The sequence below is a fragment of the Oscillospiraceae bacterium MB24-C1 genome, from assembly GCA_030913685.1.
GTDB lineage: Bacteria > Bacillota > Clostridia > Oscillospirales > Ruminococcaceae > Yanshouia.
Genome location: CP133187.1, coordinates 2,500,516 through 2,517,622 on the forward strand (window position 1 = coordinate 2,500,516; position 17,107 = coordinate 2,517,622).

At 51.2% G+C, this 17,107-nt stretch carries 16 protein-coding genes; 12 read left to right on the plus strand and 4 right to left on the minus strand.

Annotation, left to right across the window (positions count from 1 at the left end; all coding sequences use genetic code 11):
• Positions 1-392 precede the first annotated feature (392 nt).
• Positions 393-1,187 carry a hypothetical protein gene (locus RBH76_11940; protein WMJ83432.1) on the plus strand — a complete coding sequence of 265 codons (795 nt, stop codon included), beginning with the start codon at positions 393-395 and terminating at the stop codon, positions 1,185-1,187.
• A gap of 358 nt (positions 1,188-1,545) precedes the next feature.
• Here the strand turns inward: RBH76_11940 and RBH76_11945 are convergent, their stop codons facing one another.
• Positions 1,546-3,594: a methyl-accepting chemotaxis protein gene (locus tag RBH76_11945; GenBank protein ID WMJ83433.1), complete on the minus strand. Its 2,049-nt coding sequence runs from the start codon at positions 3,592-3,594 to the stop codon at positions 1,546-1,548.
• 335 nt (positions 3,595-3,929) lie between these two features.
• On the opposite strand from RBH76_11945, the gene RBH76_11950 reads away from it, so the two are divergent.
• The 8 genes from RBH76_11950 (at position 3,930) to RBH76_11985 (ending at position 10,854) form a co-directional block, all read left to right on the plus strand.
• Positions 3,930-4,181 (plus strand): hypothetical protein, encoded by a 252-nt coding sequence (locus RBH76_11950; GenBank protein WMJ83434.1) that lies wholly within the window; start codon positions 3,930-3,932, stop codon positions 4,179-4,181.
• 14 nt (positions 4,182-4,195) lie between these two features.
• Complete coding sequence (locus RBH76_11955; GenBank protein WMJ83435.1) at positions 4,196-5,017, plus strand: hypothetical protein; 822 nt, start codon at positions 4,196-4,198, stop codon at positions 5,015-5,017.
• Positions 5,014-5,847 (plus strand): ATP-binding protein, encoded by an 834-nt coding sequence (locus RBH76_11960; GenBank protein WMJ83436.1) that lies wholly within the window; start codon positions 5,014-5,016, stop codon positions 5,845-5,847. The genes RBH76_11955 and RBH76_11960 overlap by 4 nt, the downstream gene beginning before the upstream one ends.
• Complete coding sequence (locus RBH76_11965) at positions 5,844-6,374, plus strand: hypothetical protein (GenBank protein WMJ83437.1); 531 nt, start codon at positions 5,844-5,846, stop codon at positions 6,372-6,374. The genes RBH76_11960 and RBH76_11965 overlap by 4 nt, the downstream gene beginning before the upstream one ends.
• A 718-nt stretch (positions 6,375-7,092) precedes the next feature.
• On the plus strand, positions 7,093-7,458 hold the full coding sequence (locus RBH76_11970; protein WMJ83438.1) for a hypothetical protein: 366 nt from the start codon (positions 7,093-7,095) through the stop codon (positions 7,456-7,458).
• Positions 7,451-8,707 (plus strand): phage terminase large subunit, encoded by a 1,257-nt coding sequence (locus tag RBH76_11975; protein ID WMJ83439.1) that lies wholly within the window; start codon positions 7,451-7,453, stop codon positions 8,705-8,707. The genes RBH76_11970 and RBH76_11975 overlap by 8 nt, the downstream gene beginning before the upstream one ends.
• 345 nt (positions 8,708-9,052) lie before the next feature.
• The gene (locus RBH76_11980; GenBank protein WMJ83440.1) at positions 9,053-10,390 is read left to right on the plus strand and encodes a phage portal protein; all 1,338 of its coding nucleotides are present in this window, start codon (positions 9,053-9,055) and stop codon (positions 10,388-10,390) included.
• A 101-nt stretch (positions 10,391-10,491) separates the two neighbouring features.
• Entirely contained in the window at positions 10,492-10,854 is a 363-nt protein-coding gene (locus tag RBH76_11985) for a hypothetical protein (protein ID WMJ83441.1), read from the plus strand.
• A 90-nt stretch (positions 10,855-10,944) separates the two neighbouring features.
• Here the strand turns inward: RBH76_11985 and RBH76_11990 are convergent, their stop codons facing one another.
• The 3 genes from RBH76_11990 to RBH76_12000 form a co-directional block, all read right to left on the minus strand.
• Positions 10,945-11,442, minus strand: a complete 498-nt coding sequence (locus tag RBH76_11990; GenBank protein WMJ83442.1) for a 4Fe-4S binding protein — start codon at positions 11,440-11,442, stop codon at positions 10,945-10,947.
• A 6-nt stretch (positions 11,443-11,448) separates the two neighbouring features.
• Positions 11,449-12,123: a rubredoxin gene (locus tag RBH76_11995; protein WMJ83443.1), complete on the minus strand. Its 675-nt coding sequence runs from the start codon at positions 12,121-12,123 to the stop codon at positions 11,449-11,451.
• A gap of 154 nt (positions 12,124-12,277) precedes the next feature.
• Entirely contained in the window at positions 12,278-12,439 is a 162-nt protein-coding gene (locus tag RBH76_12000) for a rubredoxin (GenBank protein ID WMJ83444.1), read from the minus strand.
• A 337-nt stretch (positions 12,440-12,776) separates the two neighbouring features.
• Between RBH76_12000 and RBH76_12005 the strand changes: the two genes are divergently transcribed.
• The 3 genes from RBH76_12005 (at position 12,777) to RBH76_12015 (ending at position 17,092) form a co-directional block, all read left to right on the plus strand.
• Positions 12,777-14,762, plus strand: coding sequence for a TRAP transporter permease (locus RBH76_12005; protein ID WMJ83445.1), 1,986 nt, complete (start codon positions 12,777-12,779; stop codon positions 14,760-14,762).
• 168 nt (positions 14,763-14,930) lie between these two features.
• The gene (locus tag RBH76_12010; GenBank protein ID WMJ83446.1) at positions 14,931-15,944 is read left to right on the plus strand and encodes a TAXI family TRAP transporter solute-binding subunit; all 1,014 of its coding nucleotides are present in this window, start codon (positions 14,931-14,933) and stop codon (positions 15,942-15,944) included.
• 185 nt (positions 15,945-16,129) lie between these two features.
• Positions 16,130-17,092: a sugar ABC transporter substrate-binding protein gene (locus RBH76_12015; protein WMJ83447.1), complete on the plus strand. Its 963-nt coding sequence runs from the start codon at positions 16,130-16,132 to the stop codon at positions 17,090-17,092.
• The last annotated feature ends 15 nt before the right edge of the window (positions 17,093-17,107 follow it).

A 17,107-nucleotide genomic window follows, 5' to 3' on the forward strand; every position in this document is an offset into this window, starting at 1 on the left:
TATAGTGCCACATCATTTGGTTTGGCGGGGCTGCTGTCAGGGCACCCAAAACAAGAATAATCCGGAGTAGTCTGCCTATTTTTAGGGCGCTGCTCCGGAACTTTTATTTTAATTGGCTTTTTTCTGCCGGTGCCAGCCGCGCGACCTATTCGATGCTGTCATTTGCGATTCTTCGGCATAATATAATTAATAGCGCAGAGCATTATGGCTCGCGTTGGTATGACTTTTACTAAAGCGTTTTGTGGCGGCGTATTGCGGTTAGAGAATCCCTTGAAAACGTGCAATATTCTTTGGCTGTGACGTCAATTGTACAGCGGCCAAACGTCACAAAAAAGCGTTTAACTCATACTATGTAGTGAGTACAATCTGATATATCGAACAGGAGGATTTGTATGGCAACAAGAAACGCCAACGACAACCTTGCCGGACGCGCGGCAAATGTCTTTCGTGAGGCTGTTTGCATCGATACACGAAGGATTTATGACGCAGTGTCCGATAAGGATTGTATCCGGGACCTACAGGTGATTTTCACCGACGAGGGCCAGGAGCTGATTGATTCGGCAGGACTGATCAAAACCCGCTGCTGTGAAGTAATGGGCGTCTATTTTGAGGTGGCGCCGCTCGCGTTCAACAAGGGCTTTTTCTCGGTGGATATGACTTTCTTCTTCAAGATTGTCTGCACCGTCTGCAATGGGCCCACCACCACCCCGGTGCTGGTTGAAGGCTGCGGCATCTTCTGCAAAAAGGTGATTCTGTTCGGCAGCGAGGCGGGTGTGAGAACCTTCTCGACCGTCGAGGAGCTGACGGATACCGACAACTGCACGCCAATTGTCAATGTTCAGGTGCTTGATCCCATGATTCTGGCGAGCCACATCTGCGAAGAGCCCGGGCAAGGCGCCCCCGCCTTCCCATCCCCAATCCCAAGCGAAATCGCCGAAAAGTTTGAGGGCAGTTTTGCCTGTGTGCAGCCGGTGCGCACCCTCTATGTGACCCTTGGTATGTTCTCTATTGTGCAGCTGATGCGCCAGGTTCAGGTGATGATTCCGGTTTATGACTTTTGTGTGCCCAAGAGCGAGTCTGATACACAAGTGGTGAACAGCGACCCGTGTGAAATTTTCAGCAAGGTTGAATTCCCGTCCGACGACTTTTTCCCGCCAAAGCTTTCCGATATGAATAACTGCGATTAGACACAGGACATAGCAGGACGTAAAAAAGGCGGTGCTCAAAGCTGGGGCGAAAACGCATCATTTTTAACAAAGCGGGCAATTTTGCCCGCTTTGTCGTTTGCGGGGGGCGCTATGGTGCAAGGTCGTTTCGACCCAAAAGCAGGGGGGCGGACAGGCCGCTTATGGTGGCAGTAATCCCTTTTATGCGGGTAGCGGAGGTACACCGTACAAAGTAATGAAAATCCAGCCGTTAAATAAAAGAAGAAGCATCCTTGGCTGGTGCGCAGAGGTAGGAGAAAAATCTCGCCTCAACGGTTCGCTCATCAGATGCTTCTAGTTCTACTGCATTACAGGACCCAGTGCGTCAATAAATTGAAAACTAGTATTTGCTATTGACACTTATATCTTCGTAATCTTCTTGCTCAACATAATCATTTAAATAATGATCGGTTTTATTCTCTAATTTGAATTGACCAACAAGTTCTTTCATGGTTTGGGCTTGTCCGGACAGTTCTTCGCTTGCCGCGGCACTTTCTTCGGCTGTTGCTGAGTTTGTTTGTACGACCGAAGAAATTTGATCGACGCCCAGCGTTACCTGATTAATTGCATTTGACTGTTGTTTTGAAGCTTGCGAAATTTGCGCCACTGTCTCCGAAACAGCCTTCATATTTTCTACAACATCGAGAAGAGATTTGGCGGTTGCATTCGCAATTTTTGTGCCGCTTTCTACTTGATCTATAGAATTTTCAATTAACGCTGTGGTGTTCTTTGCCGCTTCAGCACTTTTGCTTGCCAGATTTCTAACTTCATCCGCAACAACCGCAAAGCCTTTGCCTGCAGAACCGGCCCTTGCCGCTTCTACCGCTGCATTCAGTGCAAGAATATTAGTCTGGAAAGCGATGTCTTCAATGGTTTTAATAATTTTTCCGATTTCGCTGGATGAATCATTAATCTGAGACATTGCATTTAACATCTCAGCCATATGTTTATTACTTACTTCTATTTCAGCTCTTACCTGCTTTACATTTTCATTTGCATTAGCAGCATTAGTCGAGTTTTTATTTACCTGATCGGATATTTCAGTAATTGTTGCAGAAAGCTCCTGGATGGAGCTGGCTTGTTCGGTTGCACCCTGCGCTAAAGCCTGTGCGCTGGTGGATACTTGCGCAGAACCGCTTGAAACCTGATCTGAGGCTTGATTAATATCTGACAAGACAGAATTAAGTGACTCTGTGATGGTGACCAGAGACTCTTTGATGGGGGCAAAGTCGCCCTCGAAATCCCCTTGAATCTGCACAAGCATATTACCCTGCGAAATCTCATTTAAGGTATCGGTAATGTCTGTAATGTAATTTCTTAACGACAGGACTGTTTTATTAAGTGAAGAGGCCAAAATGCCGGTTTCATCCTTGGCGTTTACTTTCACGGTGTCGGTTTTTAAATCGCCGTCCGCTAAAAGCTCCAATCTGCGGCAAACAAGAGCGATGGGGTTCGCGATGGTATTCGCGATCAGCAATGCAAAGATAATTCCCAAGATAATGCACAATAAAGAAGATATACCAAGGCCGGCAATGGTATACCAAATAGTCGCCGTCATTTCAGAAATGGGCGCCACAACGCCATAGGACAACCCATCGGTATCATTAATAGGTGCATAGTAGCAAATTCTGTCCCCTGTTGCATACGCATAAGTTTCTACGTCGCTTTTGCCCGCAATCATGTTTTTGTAAACCACCGCAGCGGTAGCAAAGGAGGGGTCGGTGTTTGCTTTCTCAATGAAATTTGTTCTGTTATTGATTAGATCTGGGTTTTTGCTTGCTATCATGGCGCCTTCTTTGTCAAGCATAAACACATTTCCGGTTTTTCCGACCACAATGTTTCTTACAATGTCGGTGTAAAACTGAGGATCAAGGGTCGCCAATACTACGCCTGTATAGCGGTTGGAATTAGAAACTGGCGTACAGGCAATAATGCATAGCTCTCCATTAATATCATAAGTGGTTGGAGAAACGTAGGTTTCGCCCGCCTGTGCTTTTTTGAAATACTCCTGATCTAGAACACTCTTGCCGTTTAGATCAGCGTTGCTGCTGATAATCTTACCGTTTTTATCCACGATGCTTAAAGATTGATAGCCTAGTACTTCCTTTTGCCGATCAAGTGTACGCAGCACCTCCGACTCAGGCGTGCCAAATCTTCCAATTACATCTAACTTCGCTACCGACTGAATACCTAATTTTACATTATTTAAAGAACTAGAGATAGCTACTTCAGCAGTCTGTCCAATAGAGCGTAAATCACTTTCTACATTTTGAGTAATACTCTTTTTGCTAGCAAAAATGCCAACAAATAGATTAAGAATTGCAGTTAAAAAAACGATTGCAGTGATACATACGATTAGTTTTGTCTTGAGAGATTTAAACTTGTTCATACTCTTCCCTTCTTTAAACCGTCAAATTAGTAAAGCAAATCGTAAATTTTTGCTAACTATTACATATTATAACATAATTTGCACAATTTTAAAGATAAAAACACATTTTTACAAAATGGCTTTATAGCCCGTCGGCATAAGACGGCAAGACAGTAAACGGCAGTAAGAAAGTTTTTATCAATTTTAGGGCATTGCCAGCGCATCCTTATAGTAAAGATGCGTTGAGCAGTGCCCTTTTTTGCTTTTTTTAAGACGCGCTATGCCTACGGTTTTGACCATAGAAAGCCACTCATTCATTATGATAGGATTAAGATTATAAAGGAGTAAAAATTTACATGAATTATTATAAAATATTTCCTCTAATTCCAGAACACGCCATAATAATGCCTGAACCGATGTCTGACCCGGCGTGCGATAGATTATTTGACGCGCTTGATACCCTGCGGCACGAAGCATTTGCGCTGCAAAACAGGCTCTTTGGCGCCCCGCTCGAAGCGCGTGACCATCTTGAGAGGCTGCTGTCACACAACGAAGCAAAACAGGCCGCGATACGCCGCAATCTTTCGCAGTTTGGTTATGTTTTTTAAGAAAGGAGCCCGCCATGCCAAACCGGATTTTAAAAGAAAGCATCTGCTATTCTGATGACCTCGACTGCCTGACCGCCTTTGAAGAAACGGTGTTCTACCGCCTGATGGTGCGGGTCGACGACTATGGCAGGTTGGACGCCCGGCCCGCATTTTTGCGCTCGCAGCTATTTACCACCCGCGCCGACATCACCGAAGAGCAGATATGCAGCGCCATTGACCATTTGGTTGAAGTTGAACTGGTTGCGTACTATACCGTGGCGGACAAGCCCTATCTTTATATCCGCAACTGGCAAAAGCACCAGCGCTTGCGCTGTACAAGAGAAAAATATCCGCCACCGTTCGAGGAAAACGCGCTGTCGGATGAGGCTTTGCAACCGTCTGCGGCAAGTTGCGGCAATCTGCCGCAGACGACGGCAGAAGATGGCAGCCTGCGGCAGTCTGCCAAAAGTTGCGGCGAGTTGCTGCTATCGGCGGCTCGCGTAGGCGCGGAATCCGAATCCCAATCCCAATCCGAATCTGAAGTCGAATCCGAAGTGGAGGTGGAATCCCAACAAAAGGCGCGGTGCGGTGCGCACCGCTTTATCCCCCCAACGGTTGAACAGGTTGACAGCTATTGCCAAAAACGCAAATACAGGGTCTCTGCCCAGCGATTTGTCGATTTTTACGCCTCAAAGGGCTGGCTTGTTGGCACCTCGCCCATGACCGACTGGCGGGCCGCCGTACGCCGGTGGGAGGAGCGCAACGGCACAGACTGCGGTGGATCGGCCCGAGCAAGCCCTCAAATAGCTTGCCGCTTGTCCACCGCAAAAAAATATGAAAGCGAGGACTGCATATGAACGACTGTTTAAACGGCGTGATTGCCCGTGCAGAACAGGCTGTTCCCAGCAAGGAGACCTACCTCAAGGACGGGCTGCGCTATTGCCAAAGCTGTCACACACCCCGCCAGCACACCGTCACGCTGTTTGGGGAGCAACGCACTGTACCGGTGATGTGCCGCTGCCTAAAGGAGAAGGAAGCGATTAGAAAGCGCGAGGCCGAGCGCCAGGAGCAAAACGCCGAGAGAAGCCGACTGCGAAGCCTTTGCTTTAGCGAACCGGCGCTGTCTGGCTGCCGCTTTGAACAAGCGCAGCCAAGCGCGCTGATTGATCGGGCGCGGCGTTATGCAAAGCGGTTTGACCAGCTTTATCGCGAAAATATTGGGGCAATGTTCACCGGCGAGGTGGGCAGCGGCAAAACTTTTGCGGCGGCCTGCGTAGCCAATGCGCTTATCGACCGATGTATTCCGGTGCGGATGATTTCGCTGCCACTGCTGCTGGTTCAATTGCAGAGCCGGTGGGAAAAAGCGGCGCTGCTAAACGAGTTTGCGACGTGTAGCCTGTTGATTCTGGACGACTTGGGCAGTGAACGCAGTTCGGACTATGCGCTTGAGCAGCTTTTTTTGGTTATTGACACGCGTTACCGCACAGGTAAGCCACTGATTATCACCACCAACCTCACAGCTGAGGAATTGAAAAATCCGGCGGATTTGCGCTATGAACGTATTTATGACCGTATTTTGGAGCTGTGTGTGACGGTGGTTGCGCCCGGGCACAGCCGCCGCGAAGAGGTACGGCAACATAAACGCCAGCGTGCGCTTGCACTGTTGGGAGAGGAGGAAAAATCTTGACCAACATTCAAACAAGAAAAACAAAGCCTGAAGATCTGCCGCTGATACCCATCCCCCCGCGCGGCACATCAATGCGGGGGAGTACACTGTCGGCAAAGGAGGTTGTCGCTTTTAAAAAGCGCTTTTTAAGCCAGTTTTCTGACAACGAGCGCGCAATCAGGCGCCTGGAGGAAGAAATATGCCGCTGGGAGTCGCGCGCCGAGAAGATGACAAGCAGCTTTTCGCACGCACCGTCTCACAGGGGGGAGGATCGGATTCAGTCGGCGGTGGATGAGATTGTCGAGCTGCGCAACCTGCTTTATGACCGCTTGGTGGATGCGACAGAGCTGCGCCGACGCATCGCACAGGTTATTTCAAATGTTCCGGAGCAGCGGCTTCAGCTATTGTTGGAATATAGGTACATAGACGGGCTGACCTGGGAGGAGGTGGCCACCGCGTTAACCTGCGATTACCGTTGGACGCTGCGCTTGCACGACCGCGCCCTGGCACTGTTGCCAGAGCTGGACGGCGAACTGGGGTTATTTTAATATTTATAATGAGGAAGAAAAAGAATTAAAACGAAATTGACTCTGTGTGAAGTCTAAAAAAGCCTGTTGGCTCAGCCGAATGGGTTGAAAGCAAACACGCGTAAGGGAAGAGCGTGGCGTTTATGTTTTTGGGGGGATAGCGCGGAGACAAGGGTATATGGTACGCACGTAGAGATTTCAAATGGTGCATGTAGATTAAATGAAGATGAGAATAAGATATTTTACGTAGATAGATGGTGGGGCGCTGATCTGACCCACGACATTTTGAGCCAAGGGCAAGCACGCATGCCCAAATTTAGACCAGGGGAGAGAGCAGCGTCTTGCAAAGAATATTTTGGACCGGGTGATCTTGCGCTGGACGGTAACAGCGGTTAAAAAACAGTCGGCACAAGAATAAGGCTGAGAAGAGTACCGTTTTTCAATTGGTTATAACGGCTTGGCGCTGGGTTGTCTCTCAGCTGTGTTGGGCTGGGGGTAAGCCCCATTTTGGCCATAGAAAGCCACGCACGGGATGTGATATTCTGTAAATGCAGAGATTTGGGGCAGCGGTTGCTGTCCCTTTTCTTTGCCCGGATACTGATATTTGATGAATTTGATGAAGAAAAACGGCCTGTTTTCCGCCCTGCGTTGCATTTTTAGTGGGGTAAAATAGGTGGTTTTTTGATTTTATTGCTTTGATCAATATTAGTATAGAAGAATACTGAAGGGAGATGGCAGGATGCCAAAAAAACGACTGGATAGCGACGCGACCCCCGTAAGACGCCCCGGCGCTAAAAAAGAGACGGCAACCGCCGCCGAAGTGCTGCGCGAGCTGACCGACATCGGGCTGGGGCGGCGGGCATTCACCGCGACCGACCGACAGGGCAACACGGTGGAAAACACCGCCAGCGTACCCGAGCGAATCCGCGCGCTGGAGCTGCTGGCCAAGTACCACAAGCTGACCGGCACGGCGGTGGAATTGCCAACGGAACCAGTGAAGATCGTCGACGATATCGCCGAGCGGCCAGCGTCAAGTTCGGGTGGTGAAACGGGTGCGGGCGGCGACGCAGCGGGCAGCGGTGGCGGGGGAAAAACCAATGGATGAGATTAGGCTGACGCAGCTTATCGCCCCGGCGTTTGACGCGGTGCATGAGGACGTGAAAGCTGCGTGCCACACCCACTATTGGCTAAAGGGTGGCCGCGGTTCGACAAAATCCTCCTTCATCAGCTTGGAACTGCTGCTTTGCCTGATGCGCGACGCACGTGAGGGCATTTTCACACACGCTATTGTTTTGCGCCGATATTCGGTGACGCTAAGAGAATCGGTGTTCGCACAGCTACTGTGGGCGGTGGGGGCGCTGGGGGTGCAGACGCTGTGGGAGCCTTCGCTTTCGCCCTTAAAGCTGACCTATCTGCCGAGCGGGCAAAGCATTTTGTTCCGCGGGCTGGACGATGCGGCCAAGCTTAAATCGGTTAAGGCAGAGCGCGGGTATATTAAATACGCCTGGTTTGAGGAGGTCAACGAGCTGGAGGGGATGGAAAAAATCCGCAGTGTGCTTCAATCGGTCAACCGAGGCGGTGAGCGGTTTATCAATTTCTATTCCTTTAACCCGCCCAAATCTCAGGGCGACTGGGTCAACCGCGAGGTGGTTGAAGCTGGGCTGCGTAGTGACACGCTGGTGCATCATTCCGATTACCGCAGTGTACCGCGCGAGTGGCTGGGCGAGCAGTTTTTGGCGGAGGCTTCGCATCTGGCACAGGTTCGACCCGAGGCGTACCGGCACGAATATTTAGGCGAGGCGGTGGGTACCGGCGGCGAGGTCTTTAAAAACGTGACACTGCGCGAGTTGACCCCACAGGAGGTGGCGCGGTTTGATAACCTGCGCCGTGGCATTGACTGGGGCTATGCCGCCGACCCATTTGCCTATAACGTCTGTCACTTCGACGCGGCGCGCCGACGGTTGTTCCTGTTCTTCGAGGTGCATGCGCTACGCATTTCTAATCGGGCGGCGGCTCAACGCATCAAAAAAGAAGCCGGGGCGGCGCGAATTATCTGCGACTCGGCCGAGCCTAAGAGCATTGATGAGATGAAAGGCTATGGCCTGCGGGTGGCGGGAGCGAAAAAGGGGCCCGATTCGGTGAGCTATGGCATCAAGTGGCTCTCCGACCTTGAGGAAATTGTTATTGATCCGGTGCGCTGCCCCGAATCCGCACGGGAGTTTTGCGGCTATGCCATTGGCAGGGACCGCGAGGGACGGCTTTTGTCACAATATCCCGATCGGGACAACCACCATATTGACGCCGTCCGCTATGCCTGTGAGGGGGATATGACCCGGCGGGGGGTGAAGTTTTGAGGGCGTTTGAGCTGTGGAGTAAGGGGTTCTTCTGGCTGCCGCGGGGGTGCCGGCAGGCTGTCGAAGGCTATATTGCTCCGCAGGCGGGAAAAAGACCGCTCAAGGGGGAAACCTTTTGACGTTTCCCCCTTGATAAACCCCTATTTCCACCGACCAAGGGGGGCTGTTGGCGGCAAATTAGGGGTGTCCAGCTAGCTTGCAATATATGTGCGCTCGCGGCTGCTTGACTCCACTTATCACAGCGGGCGGTATGTATGCCCGCTACGGCTTGATCAAGACCCCACAAGCTTTTAAAAAGCTTGACCAAAACATTAAAACATCACACAAATAAAAGGAGGATGACATATGCCAAAGCTCTTGGAAAAGCTGTTGCGTGAGTCCGAGGACGCACACGCCAAAAAAGCGGCGCTCGCCCGCGAGGCACGCAGCTATTACGAAAATAATAACGCTGTCTGTCGCAGCGGAGCCGCCGCCATTGCGGAGGTGAACGGCTATCTGCGAAAGCTCGGCAAAAATCCGCTGCATTCGGCGGACAATCGAATCCCAACCAACTGGCACCGCATCATCACCGACCAGAAGATTGGCTATCTGCTGACCTACCCGCCGCAGCTCGATGCCCCCGGCAATGAACTGGCCGCAAAGGAACTCGTTAAAGCGCTTGGCGGCGACTACCCAAAGGTGGCAAAGCTTTTGGGTGTAGATGCCACCAACTGCGGCGCGGGCTGGTTGGCCTACTGGTACGACGCAAACGATGCATTTTGCTACTGGCCGGTGCCACCCGAGCAGATCCGCCCGGTGTACGACTCCGATTCCATCAAGCCGAGGCTTAAATATCTGATCCGAAGCGTCAATTCGCCAAACAGTAAAACCATGCGCCACGAGCTTTGGACCGACCACGACGTGACCTATTACACCGTGGGGGAAAACGGCGTAATTGCCCGTGATGCCACGATGGGCGAAAATGGTGTAATGGCGCACCGCTATGGTGCAATTCCGTTCATCGAATTTCGTAACAACGGCGACGGCGTCGGCGATCTGCCGATGTATCGTGCGCTCGTCGATGCCATCGACAAGCTGGTTTCGGGCTTTGCCAACGACATCGACGACATGCAGGAGATTATTTGGGTGATCAAAAACTACGCGGGCGAGACGGCTGAAACCGACTACGACCAAAACGGGAACCCCGTCCCGCGTGAAATTGACCTGCTGCAAAAGCTGAAAGCCAAAAAGCTCATCAGTGTTGACGGCGACGGAGGCGTCGACACGCTGCGCGGCGAGATTCCGTTTGAAGCCCGGTGTGCGTTTTTGGATATTCTGATCCGGCAATTGTACATCTCCGCCATGGCGGTCAACCCGTTCCCAGACGCAATTGGTCAGGCCAGCGGCGTTTACATCGACTTTTTATATTCGCTGTTGGAACTAAAGGCTGGATTGATGGAGACCGAGTTTAGAAGCGGTTTCGACGCGCTGGCTAAGGCGGCGCTGCACTGTGGCCGTCTGCCCGACGCGCAGATTGAGCAGGTTTGGACCCGCAACAAGCCTCGCAATGAATCCGAGGTGGTACAGATGATTTCCGGCACCGATTCGACGGTTCTCTCGAATGAGACCAAGACCAAGGCACATCCACTGGCCGAAAACTGGCAACAGGAGCGCGCACGCATTGCCCGCGAGCAGGGGGCGTAAGCGTTGTAAGCCAAGGCGAATTTTATGATTGAGATGTCATGGAAAAATTGCTATACTGTACTAACCAAAAGCATTGGCGAGGGTTATAGCTGGGAGGATTTATGATTAAAATAATCAAGAAAATAAGCTATGGTTTAATTGCGTTACTTATAATCGCAGTGGTTTTTATATTGTTAGCGATAAAGCTCAATTGGGACATTGGGAGTGGCTTTATTCCGGTATTTGGGATTATTTTAATATTGACGCTGCTTAGTATGACCATCGTTTCGGTTGCCCAAATGCTTAAAGCCTTCCGCAAAGACCGCAAGAAGTTATTAAAAACGTTTTTTATAAGGTGGGGGTTCTTTTTTCTAATGCTCTGTGCGACAGCATTTTTAAAAAAGGACGCCATCGAACCAATGCTTTTAGCAACGTCATTGGCCCTCGCTGTTTTTAGCTTTTGTTATTCTGACGCTGAAGCATAGCGTCGTTTTATGAATTTAAAAAAGTGTCAAGCTAAAACCCCGCTACGTAAAAACGTGGCGGGGTTTTTGTCAGTTATTTTTGCACAGGAATTATTCGTTTAAGGGTAATAGCTCCAACAGGCGTTTGACTACCCCGGTTGGGAAATCGGATGTGGGGGGATGCTCCAAAAGCGATTTAAGCAAATCGCGGGTGTTTTTGCTCTGCGGCAGCATATAGCCTGATTCGCGCAGAATATCTTCAGCCATTAGGCGGTTTGATTTTGCCACCACTTCGGCCAGTTGACGCACGACGGAGCTTTCGGATTTTGCGGCGAGCTGCAGGGCGATTTTCTCCTGCTTTGTCTTGCTCTGAGATAAAGCGCGCAGTGCAGCGGTGACATTTTCTGACTTTGGCTGCTGGGGCGGAAATGCCAGCGGCACCATCGAGATGGCGCCGGAAGGGCAAGCCTCGGCACAGGCACCGCAGCCGATGCAGCTGCTTCGGTCGATGACGCTGTTCTCAGTGTCGGAGGCGCCGGTCGGACAGACGTAAAGACACAGGCAGTCCTTGGTGCACAGGCGAATATTTCTGACGGCAATTTTTTTCATGACGCGTTACCTCCTTTCAACCTTGGCGATCTTCCAGCTTGGTACTTTGCAGACCGGACAAAGCTCGGGCGGGGTTTCGCCAACGTAGACGAAGCCGCAAATTTCGCAGATATAGACGTTGGTGGTTGTTAAGAAGCCGTCGCCCTCTTTTTCATAGCGGGCGAGCAGGGCGTTGAGAATGCGTGAGACCTTTTCGCTCCAGACCAGCGCACGCAGTGCGCCACGGTCGGGCTTTTGATCTGCCGCTGCATTGGCAGCGGGGAAACCGGACTCAAGATCCTTTTGCACTAGCGCAAGCAGTGCGGCGGAATCGCTTTCAGGCTCGGCGGGGGTTCTGGCTTTGAAATAATCAGCTAACTGGGTAAAAAGCGCCGATTCTTCAGCCAGATATTGTTTTTCACAGCCGCGCGCAAGGTTGGAACACAGCGCTGACAGCTCGCCGACGGTGAGTTCGCGCAGCGCCTCGGTCTCGATTGGTACAGTGGGCGCATTGGCGGGCGCGGGTGCTTCGGGCGCCTCAACCTGTTGCGGTTCGAACACCGATTTGGGTGCGCCGCAGATGGGGCATTGCCAGTCCTCGGGGACATCCTCCCACTTGGTGCCGGGGGCGATGCCAGTGTCTGGCGCGCCGGTGGCCTCGTCATAAGTATAACCGCAGACGGTGCAGACATATTTGCTCATCCTTTTACCTCCCTATAATGTTAAAAGCAAGGCCCCCAAAGGAGCCAAGCGTTTCTGTCGGATAAGATTAAGCGGACGAAAATAAGTAAGCCGTGGGCAGCCCAAATCACATTTGTGCTACCCACGGTGAATTTTTGCGGTGGCCTTGGAGAAATTAGGCCTCTAGCTCAAATTCTTCTTTGCCGACGCCGCAGTCGGGGCAGACCCAATCCTCGGGAACATCCTCCCACTTGGTGCCGGGGGCGACGCCGTTATCGGGATCTCCGATCGCCTCGTCATAGACATAGCCGCAAACGATACAGACATACTTTTTCATTCTCATTTCCTGCCTTTCAGTTTTAATGCGGAATTGCTTGTTATAAAAAGCCCAAAGGCCTTTTCTCAAAGATGTTTGTTTTGAGATTGTCCTTATCATACCATAAATAAACTATTTTAAATGTGATTAAATCACAAAATTTTCGATAAAATTTCCTAAATATAGCCCTTAAAATGGAACTGCGGGCATTTGTCGCTTTCGATTACAAAAAAAATAGCGGAACGCACGAAATTGAGACCCGAAAAATGGCGAAATGTTCAAATTGCATTGACGCTGCTGGTTTAAAGTGCTAAAATAGGCCGTACATACTTATTATAGTGCTCAAGGAGGAATCCGCATGTCGGAAAATAATCCGTTGCTGTCGGCGAGTGAGCAAAACGCGCTGGAGCTAAAGGCGCAGCAGCTGCTCGAAGAAAAGGACTCAGAGGCGAGAATCCGCACCTACACCGGCCCGTTTGCCAAGGTTGTGACGGGGCTGCTGCTTTGTTGGGCGGTTTTTCAGCTTTATTATAACACAATCGGCGCGATGAGCGCGATTAACCTGCGTGCGTTTCACTGCATTTTTTTGCTTTGTTTTACCTTTTTGCTCTATCCCGCTTATAAACGTGAGAAGCGCACCCGTGCGCTGCCCCCGGTGTGGGATGTGGCGTTGATTGCATTGTCGATTTTTGCGTTTGGATACCTGATTTTAAACTACACCCGTTTTGCCGCCACCGGTGGACGCGGTACGAGGGCCGACCTGATTGTGGCGGGGCTGGCGCTGTTGGTCGTGTTTGAAGCGGCGCGCCGCGCCTCGGGCAATTTGGCTTTTTTGGCGCTGGCGTTTTTAGCCTATAACTTTTTGGGGCAGTATATCCCCGGGCGCTTGGGACACAACGGCTTTACGCTAAAGCGCGTGCTGCTCACCCAATTTTGGGGTACGCAGGGCGTTTTGGGTGTGGGCATCGGCGTTTCGGCCACCTATATCTTCTTGTTTGTGTTGTTTGGCGCGTTTTTAAAACACAGCGGTTTTAGCCAGTTTATCAACGATATCTCGCTGACGCTGGTGGGGCAAACCCCCGGCGGCCCGGCGAAGGTCAGCGTGATGGCTAGCGCCCTGATGGGCATGATTAATGGCAGCGCCATTGCAAACGTTGCCACCACCGGTACCATCACTATTCCGCTGATGAAGCGCACCGGCTATAAAAAGGAATTCGCGGCCGCCGTTGAAGCGGTGGCCAGCACAGGCGGCCAGTTTTGCCCGCCGATTATGGGTGCGGTCGGCTTTGTCATGGCGGAGTTTTTAGGGGTCAGCTATACAAATGTCATGATTGCGGCCTGCATCCCTGCGCTGCTTTATTACCTTGGGCTGCTGTTCTCGGTACATTTTGAGGCGAAGCGGCTCGGCCTTTCGGGCATTGCCAAGGAGAATATCCCCGACGCGGGGCGGGTCATCAAAGACCAGGGGCATCTGATTGCGCCGCTTGTCGTGCTTATGGCAATGATGTTCATGGGCTATACGCCGCTGTTTGCCGCGGTAGCCGCCATCTTTGTCACCATCGCGGTCAGCTGGGTGCGCAAAGAGACGCGCATGGACCTTAAAAAGGTGATCGACGCCACCTGTGAGGGTGCGCGCGGCGCGGTGGGCGTGGGTGTTTCCTGCGTGATCATCGGCGTGATTATCGGCACCGTGACGCTGACCAGCTTAGGGCTCAATATGGGCTATCTGATTTTGCGCATCGTGGACAACAGCCACATTTATCTGACAGGATTTCTCGTCATGATCATGAGCACGATTCTTGGCATGGGCGTGCCGGGTGTTGCGGCCTATGTCATTGTTGAAGCGGTCGCCGTGCCGGTGCTCATCAAGGTGGGTGTTATGCCGATGGCGGCGCACATGTTCTGTCTGATTTACGCCTGTCTTTCCAACATTACGCCGCCGGTTGCGATGAGCAGCTATGTCGCGGCGGGTATCGCCAACTCCGACCAGACTAAAACCAGCCTGCTTGCTGTGCGTTTGGGGCTTGTCGGCTTTGTGATTCCATTTTTCTTTTTGAATAATCCGCTGCTACTTATCGGCTCGTCGCCTGATGTGACGGCAGTGCAGACCGCTTGGGCGGTGGCGACCGCGGTCATCGGCACCATTGCGATGGTCAGCGGGCTGGGGGGGTGGCTGCTCGGCCGTTGCAACTGGGTTGAGCGCACAGTGCTTTTAGGTTTTTCATTCTTTTTAATTGACCCCGGCGTCGGCACCGATTCCATCGGGTTTGTTGGACTGGCGGCGGTGTTAGCTTTCCAGATATTTAAGCTTGTGTCTGCCAGAAAGGCAAACAAGCCCGCCTAAAGCGGATGGCATTAAAGCGAGCCGAGATCATTCGGTACCGTGTCAAGCGGTTTTTCCAAAAGGTACAAGCGGAACGTTTATTGAAAATAAGTTCCCCATACGCTCACAACGGCCCCGGTTGGGGTCGCCTGAGATAGATTAAGAAAATGAAAAAGAGGAGACATTAAAATGAAAAAGACCCTTGCAGTTATTCTTTGTGCATGCATGCTGGTCGTTGCTTTTGGCGGCTGCGGCAATTCTGCCCCGGCATCCAGTTCCGCGCCCGCAGGCAGCGCTGACCAGAGCGCACCGGCACATGACCCGGTGGTTATCAATTTCCCGACGGCGAGCGCTTCGGGCGCACTTTATGCAGTGGGTGCGGCTATCACCGATCTGTGGAGCACCAAGCTCGACTATGTCAACGCATCTAGCCGTGCTTCCAACGGCGGTATTGACAACCTGAACCAAGTCGCCGACGGAGAGGCGCAGGTTTCAATCGCCATTTCGAGCAACTGCTATCAGAGCCTCAACGGCACCGACAGCTTTGAAGGCGCCGCAAACGACAAGCTGCGTGTCATCGCGGGCCTGTACTTTAACCCCAATCAGGTGGTCGTCACCGAGAAATCGGGCATCAGCACGCTGGCAGACGTCAAGGGCAAGCACTTTGCTGTTGCCGCTGCGGGCTCCTCGGTTGAGGGCGAGTGCAAGAACCACTTTACCGCTGCTGGGCTTAACTTTCCCGACGACCTCAACGCAGAGCCGCTGGCCTTTGGCGACGCCGCCGATATGCTGCAAAACGGCACCCTTGACGGCGCATGGATTATGAGTGGCGCACCCGCTGCTGCTGTGACGCAGGCTGCCACCGCAGGCTGCCAGCTCGTGAACATCGGCGACGATATCATCGAGAAGCTTCAGGCGGAATATCCGTGGTATGCCCCCTACACCATCAAGGCCGGCACCTACCCCAATCAGGACGCAGATGTGCAGACCACCGCGATTAAGATGGTCATGTTCTGCAGCGCCGACCTCGACGAGCAGGCTGTCTATGACCTGACCAAGACACTGTGGGAGAACATCGACGAACTGGGCGAGTCGCAGGGCAACCTCAAAGGTCTGACCGCGCAGGAGGCTGTTAAGGATATCGCCAACCTGCCGCTTCACGACGGTGCCGCTAAGTACTATAAAGAAATCGGCGTGATGTAATCGAAGCCGCATAATAAAATAGCATGATTAAACCCCCGCCTATGGCGCTTTTACGCGCATCAGGCGGGGGTTTTTGCAGGTCTCACCGCGATTAAGCCGATGTTTTTGATTACTTCTTTTAATTGAGGGTTAACATCGGTTTAATATTCATAGATATAAAGTAATCTTTAATAGGAGACGAAGCTATGTATTGGAATAGATTAATGGATCCGGACTCTGTTTACAGTGCGCCAAGACGTGAAAAAAAATTAATTTCTTTAGCATATAAACCTGAGGACGAAGTTATCGTTAAAGTGGAAGAGGATCTTAAAGAGGCTGCCAAAAACGCCGGATATGATTTAACCATTCTTTATTCTAATAATTCTGCAGACATCCAGTTAGAGCAGGTGCGAGAAGCGCGCAAAAGAGGTTACAAAGGAATTATTGTTAATTTGGTTACGCCGCAGTCCGCACCCGCGATTCTTGAGGCTGCGGGTGATATGAAGGTTGTATTTATCGCCCATGTTCCTGACGATATGAGTATTCTCAACGAAAATGCAATCTATATCGGTGCTGACCAAGAAGCTGCCGGCAGATTACAGGGGGAATGGTTGGCTAATTATTTCAAGATAAGGGGCAAGGACGAAATTAGGTATATTCTGCTCAAAGGCGAAGAGATTTTGTACTTAACCGAGGAGCGCACCCAGTCTGCATTGCAGGCATTGGCTGACAACGGCATAAAGGCAATTCCGGCTGTTCCGCCGATAATTGCAGACTACGAGCGCACTGAAGCAACATCTAAATTACTCCCAATTCTCAGATCGGGCGTCAAATTCGACGCAATTATCTCCAATGATGATACGATGGCGCTGGGTGCAATTGAGGCGCTTGAAAAACTAAATATGGATCCGTCAAAAACAGTGATTGTTGGTCTTGATGCAACGGAGCCCGGGGTGCGGGCTCTTCTAGAAGGCAAAATCGCGATGACGGTATATCTAAATAGAAAAGAAAGAGCTGTGGCCACAATTAAAGCGCTGGATAATATGATTGCTGGAAAACCTTTCGATCAAGGAATGGAAAGCCTGGTATCTAAAGATAACCCTTATGCCATCATATATCCGTATGAACCGGTCACAAGGTACCATATACCAAGTGATTTCTATTTTTAGCTGTTTTAAGGAGCA

Excerpts from the sequence above, each read along its gene's own strand:
- RBH76_11940 (WMJ83432.1), top strand. The coding sequence starts at position 393 with ATGGCAACAAGAAACGCCAACGACAACCTTGCCGGACGCGCGGCAAAT.
- RBH76_11945 (WMJ83433.1), bottom strand. The coding sequence starts at position 3,594 with ATGAACAAGTTTAAATCTCTCAAGACAAAACTAATCGTATGTATCACT.
- RBH76_11950 (WMJ83434.1), top strand. The coding sequence starts at position 3,930 with ATGAATTATTATAAAATATTTCCTCTAATTCCAGAACACGCCATAATA.
- RBH76_11955 (WMJ83435.1), top strand. The coding sequence starts at position 4,196 with ATGCCAAACCGGATTTTAAAAGAAAGCATCTGCTATTCTGATGACCTC.
- RBH76_11960 (WMJ83436.1), top strand. The coding sequence starts at position 5,014 with ATGAACGACTGTTTAAACGGCGTGATTGCCCGTGCAGAACAGGCTGTT.
- RBH76_11970 (WMJ83438.1), top strand. The coding sequence starts at position 7,093 with ATGCCAAAAAAACGACTGGATAGCGACGCGACCCCCGTAAGACGCCCC.
- RBH76_11975 (WMJ83439.1), top strand. The coding sequence starts at position 7,451 with ATGGATGAGATTAGGCTGACGCAGCTTATCGCCCCGGCGTTTGACGCG.
- RBH76_11980 (WMJ83440.1), top strand. The coding sequence starts at position 9,053 with ATGCCAAAGCTCTTGGAAAAGCTGTTGCGTGAGTCCGAGGACGCACAC.
- RBH76_11985 (WMJ83441.1), top strand. The coding sequence starts at position 10,492 with ATGATTAAAATAATCAAGAAAATAAGCTATGGTTTAATTGCGTTACTT.
- RBH76_11990 (WMJ83442.1), bottom strand. The coding sequence starts at position 11,442 with ATGAAAAAAATTGCCGTCAGAAATATTCGCCTGTGCACCAAGGACTGC.
- RBH76_11995 (WMJ83443.1), bottom strand. The coding sequence starts at position 12,123 with ATGAGCAAATATGTCTGCACCGTCTGCGGTTATACTTATGACGAGGCC.
- RBH76_12000 (WMJ83444.1), bottom strand. The coding sequence starts at position 12,439 with ATGAAAAAGTATGTCTGTATCGTTTGCGGCTATGTCTATGACGAGGCG.
- RBH76_12005 (WMJ83445.1), top strand. The coding sequence starts at position 12,777 with ATGTCGGAAAATAATCCGTTGCTGTCGGCGAGTGAGCAAAACGCGCTG.
- RBH76_12010 (WMJ83446.1), top strand. The coding sequence starts at position 14,931 with ATGAAAAAGACCCTTGCAGTTATTCTTTGTGCATGCATGCTGGTCGTT.
- RBH76_12015 (WMJ83447.1), top strand. The coding sequence starts at position 16,130 with ATGTATTGGAATAGATTAATGGATCCGGACTCTGTTTACAGTGCGCCA.